The organism is Maricaulis sp., from assembly GCF_015665295.1.
Taxonomy (GTDB): Bacteria; Pseudomonadota; Alphaproteobacteria; order Caulobacterales; family Maricaulaceae; genus Maricaulis.
This window is the reverse complement of sequence record NZ_JADFAJ010000011.1, coordinates 91,467-102,651: the sequence shown is the minus strand read 5'-3', so window position 1 is coordinate 102,651 and position 11,185 is coordinate 91,467. Positions and strand designations below refer to the sequence as shown.

Annotated in this window: 14 protein-coding genes; 7 read left to right on the top strand and 7 right to left on the bottom strand. The window is 65.4% G+C overall.

What is annotated here, in order from left to right; translation table 11 throughout:
- Positions 1–11 precede the first annotated feature (11 nt).
- Complete coding sequence (gene mnmH / locus QZZ02_RS05665) at positions 12–1,070, bottom strand: tRNA 2-selenouridine(34) synthase MnmH (protein ID WP_366511505.1); 1,059 nt, start codon at positions 1,068–1,070, stop codon at positions 12–14.
- A 54-nt stretch (positions 1,071–1,124) separates the two neighbouring features.
- On the opposite strand from mnmH, the gene selD reads away from it, so the two are divergent.
- Positions 1,125–2,174, top strand: a complete 1,050-nt coding sequence (selD, locus tag QZZ02_RS05660) for a selenide, water dikinase SelD (RefSeq protein WP_291842933.1) — start codon at positions 1,125–1,127, stop codon at positions 2,172–2,174.
- A gap of 18 nt (positions 2,175–2,192) precedes the next feature.
- Here the strand turns inward: selD and QZZ02_RS05655 are convergent, their stop codons facing one another.
- From QZZ02_RS05655 to QZZ02_RS05645, 3 genes are all read right to left on the bottom strand, one after another.
- Positions 2,193–2,984 (bottom strand): DUF2145 domain-containing protein, encoded by a 792-nt coding sequence (locus QZZ02_RS05655; RefSeq protein WP_291842932.1) that lies wholly within the window; start codon positions 2,982–2,984, stop codon positions 2,193–2,195.
- Position 2,985: 1 nt separating this feature from the next.
- Positions 2,986–3,267 carry a hypothetical protein gene (locus tag QZZ02_RS05650; protein ID WP_291842931.1) on the bottom strand — a complete coding sequence of 94 codons (282 nt, stop codon included), beginning with the start codon at positions 3,265–3,267 and terminating at the stop codon, positions 2,986–2,988.
- 164 nt (positions 3,268–3,431) lie between these two features.
- On the bottom strand, positions 3,432–4,220 hold the full coding sequence (locus QZZ02_RS05645) for an exodeoxyribonuclease III (RefSeq protein ID WP_291842930.1): 789 nt from the start codon (positions 4,218–4,220) through the stop codon (positions 3,432–3,434).
- 80 nt (positions 4,221–4,300) lie between these two features.
- On the opposite strand from QZZ02_RS05645, the gene QZZ02_RS05640 reads away from it, so the two are divergent.
- Entirely contained in the window at positions 4,301–4,846 is a 546-nt protein-coding gene (locus QZZ02_RS05640) for a hypothetical protein (protein ID WP_291842928.1), read from the top strand.
- On the opposite strand, the gene QZZ02_RS05635 is transcribed toward QZZ02_RS05640, so the two are convergent.
- From QZZ02_RS05635 to erpA, 3 genes are read right to left on the bottom strand one after another with little or no spacing between them, the layout of a single operon-like run.
- Positions 4,843–5,520: a nitroreductase gene (locus QZZ02_RS05635; RefSeq protein ID WP_291842927.1), complete on the bottom strand. Its 678-nt coding sequence runs from the start codon at positions 5,518–5,520 to the stop codon at positions 4,843–4,845. The genes QZZ02_RS05640 and QZZ02_RS05635 overlap by 4 nt on opposite strands.
- A gap of 5 nt (positions 5,521–5,525) precedes the next feature.
- On the bottom strand, positions 5,526–5,873 hold the full coding sequence (locus QZZ02_RS05630; protein WP_291842926.1) for a DUF1428 domain-containing protein: 348 nt from the start codon (positions 5,871–5,873) through the stop codon (positions 5,526–5,528).
- A 60-nt stretch (positions 5,874–5,933) separates the two neighbouring features.
- Positions 5,934–6,263 (bottom strand): iron-sulfur cluster insertion protein ErpA, encoded by a 330-nt coding sequence (erpA, locus tag QZZ02_RS05625; RefSeq protein WP_291842925.1) that lies wholly within the window; start codon positions 6,261–6,263, stop codon positions 5,934–5,936.
- Between the two features lie 95 nt (positions 6,264–6,358).
- Here erpA and QZZ02_RS05620 point away from each other — a divergent pair, with 95 nt between their 5' ends.
- From QZZ02_RS05620 to scpB, 5 genes are all read left to right on the top strand, one after another.
- A complete protein-coding gene (locus tag QZZ02_RS05620; RefSeq protein ID WP_291842924.1) occupies positions 6,359–7,549 on the top strand; it encodes a deoxyguanosinetriphosphate triphosphohydrolase in 1,191 nt (396 codons plus the stop codon).
- A gap of 97 nt (positions 7,550–7,646) precedes the next feature.
- Entirely contained in the window at positions 7,647–8,489 is an 843-nt protein-coding gene (locus QZZ02_RS05615) for an SPOR domain-containing protein (protein ID WP_291842923.1), read from the top strand.
- Positions 8,486–9,502: a beta-N-acetylhexosaminidase gene (gene nagZ, locus QZZ02_RS05610; RefSeq protein ID WP_291842922.1), complete on the top strand. Its 1,017-nt coding sequence runs from the start codon at positions 8,486–8,488 to the stop codon at positions 9,500–9,502. The genes QZZ02_RS05615 and nagZ overlap by 4 nt, the downstream gene beginning before the upstream one ends.
- Before the next feature lie 26 nt (positions 9,503–9,528).
- Positions 9,529–10,344: a ScpA family protein gene (locus QZZ02_RS05605; protein WP_291842920.1), complete on the top strand. Its 816-nt coding sequence runs from the start codon at positions 9,529–9,531 to the stop codon at positions 10,342–10,344.
- Positions 10,337–11,146 (top strand): SMC-Scp complex subunit ScpB, encoded by an 810-nt coding sequence (gene scpB, locus QZZ02_RS05600; protein ID WP_291842919.1) that lies wholly within the window; start codon positions 10,337–10,339, stop codon positions 11,144–11,146. Before QZZ02_RS05605 ends, scpB begins: the two co-directional genes overlap by 8 nt.
- Positions 11,147–11,185: the final 39 nt, after the last annotated feature.

Here is an 11,185-nt window from a genome sequence, read left to right as displayed (position 1 = left end):
GCGGACGGGCGTCAGCCCTGGCGCGCCGCGATCACGCGTGTCGCCAGCACGTCCAGCGCATCGTCTGACAGGCTGGGCGTTTCAAGCACGACACACCCTTCAACATCGCCATCGCGTTTACGGGCGCGGTCATAGGCCGGGTCGTAATGGGCGGTCACGAGGGCGGCGGCAAGGGCTTCGAGATTGCCCGCCTCGGCCATCGCCTGCCAGGCTTCGATATCGCTGCGCGGATGGAAGCGGCGCAAAACCTCTATGGCGGCCAGCAGCTTGTCCCGATCCCCGGCAAGGTCGGGATAGGCGGTTATCAGATAGCGGGCCCGCTCGGCCACCGGTGCCCGGATCTCGATCCGGGGCGCGGCCTGCATGGCGGCCCATAGCCGCTGCGGCACGCGGCGCTGGCCGACCTGGCGGCTTTCCGCCTCGACATAGACCGCGCGGGCGGGGTCGAGCTCGCGGATGGCGCACCACAGCGCGGTTTCGAACGCTTTCTGGCCCGGCTGGGGCTGGTCGACAAAATCCCCGAAGATCGAGCCGCGATGATGGGCGAGGCCCTCCAGGTCGATCACCTGTTCACCGAGATGGGCAAGCTGGTGAAGGAGGCGGGTCTTGGCGGTCCCGGTCTGGCCATCGATCAGCACAACCGGCAGCGCGCGCTCGTCTTCAAGGGCGGCACTGACCTGGCGCCGCCAGGTGCGATAGCCGCCGGCGACCAGCGTGGTTTTCCAGCCGACCGCGGCGAGAATGGTCGCCATGGATTGCGACCGCATCCCGCCGCGCCAGCAATAGACCAGCGGTTTGAACGTCTTGTCCTTGTCCGCCAGGGTCGTGGCGATATGTTCGGAAATATTCCGTGCCGTGATTGCCGCCCCCATCCGGCGGGCCTCGAAGATCGAGACCTGGGTGTAGTGCGTGCCGACCTTTGCCCGCTCCGCATCATCGAGCACCGGCAGGTTGATGGCACCGGGCAGGTGATCCTCGGCGAATTCGGATGGCGACCGCACATCGATGATGGCATCAAAGCGTTCCAATCCGCGCGCGGATAGGTCATCAGTGGTGGCAATGCGTTGCATCGGCGTGTCGATCCCGGTCATCGGGGCAGACTAGCCAAAACTGGAAGGTTCGCGATGATGGATGACACAGCCCCGATCCGCCTCTCCTCGCTCGCCCATGGTGGCGGGTGTGGCTGCAAGCTCGACCCGGCCGTGCTCTCCGACATATTGGGCGGAGCCTCGGCCTTTCCCGTGCCGCCGCAGCTGATCGTCGATTCGGCCACCCGCGACGACGCTGCCGTCTGGCGCATCAATGACGATATGGCGCTGGTCGCCACCACGGATTTTTTCACGCCCATCGTTGACGATCCGGAGACCTTCGGGAAGATCGCCGCCACCAATGCCCTGTCCGACGTTTATGCCATGGGCGCGACTCCGATCTTCTGCCTCGCCCTGGTCGGCATGCCGGTCGGCAAGCTGCCGGCGGCGATGATCCGTGCCATCCTGGCCGGCGGGCGTTCGGTGGCCGAAACCGCCGGGGCGCCGATTGCCGGTGGTCATTCCATCGATGCGGCCGAGCCGATCTACGGCCTGGTCGCCCTCGGCACCGTCCATCCCGACCGCCTGCTGACCAATGCCGGTGCACGGCCGGGCGATGTGCTGATCCTCGGCAAGCCGATCGGGATCGGCGTGTTCTCGGCGGCCCTCAAACAGGATCGCCTCTCGGCTGACGGCTATGCGCAGATGGTCGCCTCGACGACACGGCTCAACACGCCGGGGGCGGGGCTCGCGGCGCTGGGCGGTGTGCATGCCGCGACCGATGTCACCGGCTTTGGCCTGCTCGGCCATTTGACCGAGATGTGCGAGGGCGCCGGCGTCCGCGCCGTGATCGACCGGGCCGCCGTGCCGGTCTTCGCGGAGGCCCGCGCGCTGGCGGCAGACGGGGTCAAGACGGGTGCGTCAGGTCGCAATTGGGCGGCGGTGCGAGACGGTATCGAGACGCCCGGCGACTGGTCCGGGCTGGACCAGATCCTGTGGTGTGACCCGCAGACCTCCGGCGGTCTTCTGGTCAGCTGCGCCCCGGAGCGTTCTGATGCTGTGCTGGCGCGGTTCCGGGAGCACGGCCATGTCGATGCCGCCGTGATCGGCCGCATCGAAACCGGTTCGGGGATCACGCTGACCTGACCGGAATGATCCGATTGCTCAGTCGGCGGGGACCCGCTCGATTTCGTGGGCATTGTCCGCCAGCTCAAACGTCAGCATGAAATCGCTGATTGAGGCGAAGGTTGCGACGCGAACCGGGCCGTTCGTCTGGTCGTCGAGGCGAATGCGCGGATCGAACCAGCCTGCCGTCATCCGCTGCCACCAGCCCAAGCGAAGGCTGGTCGGCAGGAAATAGGCGTCCAGATTGACCTTGATCCGGGTCCGGTCATCGGTCAGCCAGGCCGCTGCCGCGACCACATCGAGCAGGAATTCGGTGCAGTTCTGATAGCGCAGGTCGGCCGGGTTGGAGAGCAGGGAATAGTCCGGCTGGTGCAGGGCGTCATACTGGTCCGAGGCGAGCACATCGAGCAGGCGGATCTGCATCTCCTCGCTGGGAATGATCACCCCGACCTCGCCGACGGCATCGCCGCGCATGAAGTCCAGCGGCCAGTCCTGGACCAGGTGCGAGCGCGTCGGATCGGCTTGCCCGTGGTAGAGATTGTAGACCGCATAGCCATAGCCCTGCGAACCGTCCGCCTCGGTTACCGGGCCATAGACCCAGAAGGCGCCATGCGTGTAGCGGACCCCGTCGGGCAGATCCGCGCGCGGGCGACCGGAGCGGAAGACAAGGGCGATATAGGCGCCCTGGTCGGCCAGTTCACGCTCGACCTGTTTGGAGAAATTCGCCGCCTCCTGCAGCGTGAAATGATCGACCGGGCGGGCATCGCTGTCGGCCCCGGCCGGGATGCCGGGAATGAGCAGGACGAGGCAACACGCGATCAGACGGAGCATGCTACCGGTCCGGATCGGGGGCGGCGGGTGCCTGGCTGACGACCGTTTCGCTCAGGGGCAGGCCCGTGCTGGCTGGCGCGTCATTATCGCCTGTCGCGAGCGAGGCGTGCCGGGCCCGGGCCATGCGCTGGGCTGCCCGGGCGTGATTGCGGGTCTGTGATGGCGGCGCGCTGGCTCGGTCCTCCTGGGTGGCAGCCGGGCGTACATCTTCGGCCGGCGGCTGGGCGTCGGCCTGACCGGCATAAATGGCCAGCGTGAAGGTGGAGATCAAAAAAATGCGCATGTCCTGGTCCGTGCAGGCTGGTCCCTCGAGAAAACCCTATACGAGGTGCGCGTGTCTTTGGAGAGAAAATCGCGATCCACGCGAATAAGTGACCGGCGCCGGTATGTGGCGGCGCGTCTTTCTCGTGTTCGGCCAGTTGCCGCGTGTCAGGCCGGCCCGGTGCATCAAAGGCTGAAGCTGCCGACGATCGGGATGTGATCGGAGGCCTTCTCCTTGCCGCGCGTCCTGGTGTGGATCTCGATGCCCTCGAGCCGGTCGGCCGCCTGCGGTGAACACAGGAGGTGGTCGATGCGGATGCCATGGCCCTTGTTCCAGCGCCCGGCCTGGTAGTCGTAGAAAGTGTATTGGTGACCGCGCCCGTCGAGCTGTTCGAAAGCCTCGGTCAGGCCGAGCCATTTGAGCGCCCTAAAGGCGGCGCGGGTCTGCGGCAAAGCGAGCGCGTCGCGCTCCCATTCGGCGATGTCCCAGCAATCGCTGTCGCGCGGGATGCAGTTATAGTCACCGGCCAGGACAAGCGGTTCCTCGAAGGCCAGCAGACCCTTGGCGTGCCGGCGCAGGCGTTCCATCCAGGCCAGCTTGTAGTCGTATTTCGGACCGGGTGCCGGATTGCCGTTGGGCAGGTAGATCGAGGCGACGCGGACCGGGCCGCTGGTCGCCGAAATCACCGCCTCGATATAGCGCGCCTGTTCGTCACTCTCATCGCCGGGCAGGCCGCGGCGGACCTCCTCGATCGGGTGTTTCGAGAGGATGGCGACCCCATTGTAGGACTTCTGGCCATGCGTCTCGACATTATAGCCGAGATCCTCGATCTCCAGCCGCGGGAAGCCCTCGTCAACCGTCTTGATCTCCTGCAGGCAGGCGACATCCGGCTGGGCGTCCCTGAGCCAGTCGAGCACATTGGGCAGGCGGGCCTTGATGGAATTGACGTTCCAGGAGGCAACGGTCAGGGTCATGGCAGGTCACGGGGGCTGGTGGGCGATGCAGCGGTCAGCCTAACCCGTTTCGCAAACGAGAAAAGGCGCGGAGGACACGGATGATGCAGAGACAGGTTTTCTTGGCCGGGCTGGGCGTTGTCCTGCTGGCCTCCGCCTGCCAGGCCGAGGATGAGGCGCCCGTCCTGCGCGACGAGCTGATGCCGCTCGCCTTCCTCGCCGGTTCCTGCTGGACCGGCGTCTTCCAGGGCTCGGAGGCCTTTGACGTCCATTGCTACGAGCCGGTTTATGGCGGGCAATATCTGCGCGATGTTCATGCCGTGCCGCAGGGCAGCGAGGTCTATCGCGGTGAGACGCTCTATCACTGGGATGCGGACGAGGCGGTGATCACCTATCGCTATTACAACTCCATCGGCGGCGTCTCCGACGGCACCATGACGCCGGACGGCGACCGCATGATCTTCCCGGACGAGACCCACCGCGGCCAGGACGGTGCCGAACGGGTGTTCTCGACCGTGATGGCGATCACCGGGCCGGACGGGTATTCGGTGGTCACGACCGAGGGCGGCGTGACCATCATGCAGGTCGATTTCCAGCGCATTTCACGCCAGGAGGCCGATGAGCTGATCCCGGACGGGCTGTATTAGTGCTCCAGAAATGTCGTGAAGCTGTCGACCGGATCCCGTTCCGAGCGCAGCGTGTTGACCGCGGCGTCCGGGTCGGCGTGGCCCAGTGCCATGCCGCACCAGATGCGTTCCTCCGGTGACAGGCCGATGGCGGCGCCGACGGTTTTCCAGCGCGTCATCCAGGCTTCCTGGGCGCAGGTTGCCAGACCCTTTTCCTCGGCCGCCAGCATGACGCACATGATGAACATGCCCAGATGCCCCCATTGATTGGGGTTCATGCGCGCATCGAGGCTGAAGAAGAGCCCGACCGGGGCCCCGAAGAACTCGAAATTCTTCAACAGGTGATTGAGCCGCGCCGCCTTGTTGTCGCGACCGATCCCCATCGTCTCATACATCTGCTCGCCCAGCGCATGGCGACGGGTGCGGAAGGGTTCCCAGAGCGATTTGGGATAGGCGCCGAAATCATTCTCATCGCCAAACGGATCGACCTCGAGACGCATGCGGACCGTGTCGATCACGCGCAGACGAGCCTGGCCGGTCACGACATGCACCGTCCAGGGCTGGAGATTGCCGCCGGAGGCGGCCCAGCGGGCGGTATCGAGAATCTCGCGGATCTCCGCCTCGCTGACCGGTGTGTCGAGAAAGGCGCGGGTCGAAATGCGGCGCCTGGCGATGTCTGAAAATGTGCCTGCCATGTCGGTCAGAGCTCCCCGAGCGACTCAAACCCGCCAAAGATCAATCGTTTGCCGTCGAACGGCATGACGTCGGACTTCATGCGCGGATCCGCCATCATTTTTTCCATTGCGGCATCTGCCGTCGCCTTGTCCGGCCAGACGGCCCAGGAAAAGGTGACGGTTTCCCCGTCGCGTTTCTGGACGGCCTTGGGGAATGAGGTCACTTCGCCTTCGGGTACATCCACGCCCCAGCAATCGACCGCCTGCAAGGCGCCGAATTCCTTCATCATCGCACACATCGTCTCGCTGCTCTCGATGAAGGCATCGCGATTCTCGTCAGGCACGGCTGCAACATATCCCTGCACATAGGCCATGGCTTTCTCCTCCCGTTGGCTGGCAAGGGGGATAGCGTAGTGCGGTGTGGTGGGCGATGGCTAGATCGAGAAACTCGTACCGCAGCCGCAGGCCGCCGTGGCGTTGGGATTGTGGATCTTGAAACTCGCGCCGATCAGCTCGTCGACATAGTCGATCTCCGAGCCGTCGAGGAAGGGCAGGGAGGCCTCGTCGATCACCACCTTGGCGCCATCACGTTCGATGACGAGGTCGTCGCCATTGACCGTCTCATCAAGGTCGAACGTGTAGGAAAAGCCCGAACAGCCGCCGCCGACCACACCGATCCGCAACAGGCCGGCCGAGGCCTGGCTGGCGATGATGGCGTTGATCTGTTTCGCGGCCGAGGCCGAGAGGGTGACATTGACGGTCATGGTTGAGCCTGTCTTTGCCCCGATGGGGCCTTTGGATTTGTACCGGTGTGGTCCTATATGGACCTCCCCCCGCGCGGATAAAAGGCCCCGCTGACATGATCATCGCCGCGACTGACCGCACCCGCGCGCCCTATGCCTGCCATCCCGCGCAATCGCGCGGCCGCCGCTTTGCCCAGCCGGACAGCACCATGCGCAATGCTTTCCAGCGCGATCGCGACCGCATCATCCACTCTGCCGCCTTCCGCCGGCTGAAAGAAAAGACCCAGGTCTTCGTCGCCCATGAAGGCGATCAGTACCGCACCCGGCTGACGCATTCGCTGGAAGTCTCGCAGATCGCCCGCACACTGGCGCGGGCGCTTCGCGGCGATGAGGACCTGGCCGAGGCGCTGGCGCTGGCGCACGATCTCGGCCACCCGCCCTTCGGCCATGAGGGCGAGCGTGTCCTGGCGCAGAAGATGAAGGATTTCGGCGGCTTCGATCATAATGCCCAGACTCTGCGCGTGGTCACCAAGCTGGAAGTCCGCTATCCCGAGTTCGACGGCCTGAACCTGACCTGGGAGACCCTGGAAGGCGTCGTCAAGCACAACGGGCCGCTCCTGGGGCCGGGCCAAAGCGAGGCGGATCTGCCCTGGGCCTTTACCGATTATGAGGGCTGGCGCGATCTGGAGCTTGCCACCCATGCCGGTCTCGAGGCGCAGGTCGCGGCCCTGGCCGACGATATCGCCTACAATAATCATGACATTGATGACGGTTTGCGTTCCGGCCTGCTGGAGATGGAGCCGCTGCTGGAATTGCCGCTCGTCGGCGAGATTTTCGTCCGGGTCCGGTCGCGCTGGCCGGACAAGCCGCAGGCGATCATCGTGCATGAAGCCGTGCGCGAGTTGATCGGGATCATGGTCGAGGATGTGCTTGCGGAGACCGGCCGACGGCTTGCGGCGGCGAATCCGGCCAGCGCCCGGGCCCTGCGCGAGCTTGACCATCCGGTCGTGGCCTTCTCCGAGCCGATGCTGATGCATCTGGCGGCGCTGCGTCGCCATCTCTTCGCCCACATGTACAAGCACTACAAGGTCAACCGGATGATGAGCCAGGCCCGCCGGGTGACAAGCGATCTGTTTGACCTGTATCTGGGCGATCCCGGCGTGCTGCCAAGCAATGTCCAGGCCGGTATGACGGGCGCCGGAACGGCACAATCGGCGCGCGCGGTGTGCGATTATATTGCCGGGATGACGGATCGCTTTGCAGTGGAAGAGCACAGACGGCTTTTCACCGTGCAGGGGTATTTCTAGACTGAGGCTGCGGTAAGGGCTTATCGACCGCGGTGTTATCCTGTGGCGGCGCGTCGCGATTCGCGTGGCGGCCGGGCAAGTGTGAGAACCGGAATTTATGACAGACCAGGACGAGGAAAGCCGGATCGGGGCCTATGCGCCGCCAGCTGACGAATTCGCCACCTTTGATGCGCGTGACGAGGATGCCCGTCGCGGCCTGCTCTTGTTGACCACGGCGCTCGCGGCCTTCGTGCTGTTCCTTGGCGTGGTCTGGAGCGCCTATAATCAGGGCCTGCGCGACAGTGGTCGCGATGGCGCGCCGCGCCTCATTCCCAACGAGGAACCCTATCGGGAACGTCCCGCCGACCCCGGCGGTGAGGCGACGCCCGACACCAATCTGGAAGTCTATGACCGGCTGACCGGCGATGATACGACCGATGATCCGGTTTCGGTCCGTCCGGCGCCGGAAGAACCGCTGGAAGAGACTGGCCGGCCGGCCTTGCGCGTCGAACAGGTTGATGCCGATGATGCCGCGGGTGGCGCCCGTGTCGAGACGGATACCCTGCCGGACGCCACGCCGCGCCCGGCACCGCAGCGCCCGGCGCGCCAGCCGGATCCGGAACCCGAACCGGAAGTCCGGACCCCCGCCCGCCAGCCCGATCCGGTCCCGGCTGCCGCCGCCGGCACGGCTACCATTGGCGTTGACCTGTCGGGCAGCTGGGTTGTCCAGATCGCGTCTTTCCGCACCGAGGCTGATGCCGAGGCTGCCTGGGTCGCCTTCCGCACGCGCTTCCCGGACATCTCGTCCGGCATGGCGCCCGATGTCGCTTCGGTCGAGATCGACGGCCGCGGCACCTATCACCGCCTGCGTATTGCCGCCTTTGCCGATCGCGATGATGCGGTCGGCTTTTGCTCGACCCTGCAATCGCGCGGTCAGGACTGCCTGGTGGCGCGCCGATGACGATAGCCTCGGTGATCTACGGGCTCGGTGGTCCCAAGCTCAGCCCGGATGAGAAGGCCTTCTTCCGCGACATCGATCCGTGGGGCTTTATCCTGTTTGCCCGCAATATCGAGGGCATCAACCAGGTCTCGCGGCTGACGCTGGAGCTGCGTGACTGTGTCGGCCGTGACGCCCCGGTCCTGATCGACCAGGAGGGCGGCCGCGTTGCCCGCCTCCGCCCCCCGACCTGGCGCGCCGCGCCGGCGGCGCAGCGCTTTGCCGATCTCTGGTTCATCGACGAGGAGCTGGCGATCGAGGCGACCCGGATCAATCACCGCCTGCTGGCGCACGAATTGCGCACGATCGGTGTGGATGTCGATTGTGCCCCGGTCGCCGACCTGCGGATTGACGGCGCCGACGACATCATCGGTGACCGCGCTTTCGGCACAACGCCGGAGCCGATCATCCATCTTGGCCGCGCCGCGATGGACGGTCTGATGGCGGGCGGTGTGGCGCCGATCATCAAGCACATCCCGGGACATGGCCGCGCCCGCGCCGACAGTCATCTCGAATTGCCGGTGGTTCCGGAAGAGCACGGCCTGCTGTCGGAAACCGATTTCGCCCCCTTCAAGGGGCTCAACCACGCGCCGATGGCGATGACGGCGCATATTGTTTACGCCGATATCGACCGCGACCAGCCAGCCACCCAGTCGGCTGATGTGGTCGGCAAGGTCATTCGTGGCGAGATCGGCTTTGACGGCCTGCTGATGACCGATGATTTGTCGATGAAGGCGCTGAGCGGGACATTCCGCGAGCGCGGTGAGTTGTCCCTCAAGGCCGGCTGCGACATGCTGCTGCACTGTAATGGCCAGATGAGCGAGATGATCGGCGTGGCCGAAAGCGCCGCAGGCTTGACCGGTCGGGCGCTGGAACGCGCCGAAGCGGCGGAAGCGGCACGCGACGGGATCGAGGAATTCAACCCGAGCGAGGCCGAATCGCGGCTCAATGACTGTCTGGACAGGCTTCCGGCCTGATCCGGGCAAGCTGAAGCGGAAATGATGTGAACGAGGAATTCGAGGAAGACGTCCGGTTTGAAGCCGCCGAGAATGCCGAGACCGATGCGCTCGTCGTTGATCTCGACGGATTCGAGGGACCGCTTCACCTCCTCCTGGCGCTCGCCCGCAAGCGCAAGATCGATCTGGCGAAGATCTCGATCCTCGAACTGGCCGAGCAATATCTCCGCTTCATGGAAGCGGCGCGCCAGAAGCGGCTCGACCTGGCCGCCGATTATCTCGTGATGGCGGCCTGGCTGGCCTATCTCAAATCGAAGCTCCTCCTGCCCAAGCCGGCCAGGGAGGAAGAAGACCAGCCGGCCGAGGTCATGGCCGCGGCGCTGGCGTTTCGCCTGCGTCGTCTGGAGGCCATGCGGGCAGCGGGCGAAGCCTTGTTTGCGCGATCACTCCTGGCGACCGATGTCCATGCGCGCGGCATGCCGGAAGGCGTGCGGGCGACCCGGTCGGTTGTCTATGAGGCGGATCTGCACGACCTCCTGTCGGCCTATGCCAGTCGGCGGGTGAAGCAGGCGCGCTCGGTCTACCGACCGCCCACGCCCAGGGTTTATGGCCTGGAAACTGCAAGAGACCGGCTTGAATCGCTGATGCCGCAAATCAGTGAATGGCGAGAACTGGACAGCCTGCTTCCCGGGGCCGGGGAGCTGGGCGCCAATCCACCTCCGATGCGGTCGGTGCGAGCCAGTTCGATGCTGGCCGCGCTTGAAATCACCAAGGAGGGCCATGCACGATTGCGGCAGCGTGAAGCTTATGCGCCGCTCTTCGTGCGGTCGCTGGCCGGGCAAGAGGGCGCGACAGATGACTGACGAAACGACGACAGACGAGCCGCAGGACGCGATCGCCAGCGCCATCTCGGCGCTGCGCGAGCGCGCCGCCCATCAGGGGCCGAGCGTCGCTGCCGATGCCGAGGCTTCCGACGCGCTGGGCGTGCATCTCGCCGTGAATACGGAACGCCGGAATCTTCGCATCCTCGAAGCGCTCCTGTTCGCTGCGGCTGAACCGCTGGACGAGGAAACCCTGATCGGACGTCTGCCGCTGGAAGCCAATATCCAGGACCTGCTCGGCAAGCTGAAAGCCGAATATGCCGAGCGCGGCGTGCAACTGACCGAGGTCGGCGGACGCTGGCGTTTCGAAACGGCCCCCGATCTCGCCGACGTGCTGGTCGAAGTGAAACAGGAGCCGCGCAAGCTGTCCCAGGCCGCGCTCGAGACCCTGTCCATCATTGCCTATCACCAGCCGGTCACACGGGCCGAGATTGAGGAGATCCGCGGCGTGGCCGTCTCGCGTGGCACGCTGGACCTCCTGTTCGAACTGCGTTGGGTCCGCCCGCGCGGTCGCCGCCGGACCCCTGGCCGCCCGGTCACCTACGGCACGACCAAGGCCTTCATGGAATATTTCTCGCTGCAGTCGATCGGCGACCTGCCGGGCATGTCGGACCTCAAGGCTGCGGGCCTGCTCGACGCCCGCCTGCCGCCGGATTTTTCGGTTCCCGATCCGACTCGCAGCGTCGAACCGGACCTGCTGGAAGACCCGCTCAGCGATGAGGAGGCGCACGCCTTCCACGTCGACTTCATGGACGGGGATGACGATCCGGACGGTGCTGCCTGATTGACGGGTTGGACGGCGCTGGGCAAACGCAGTAGACCC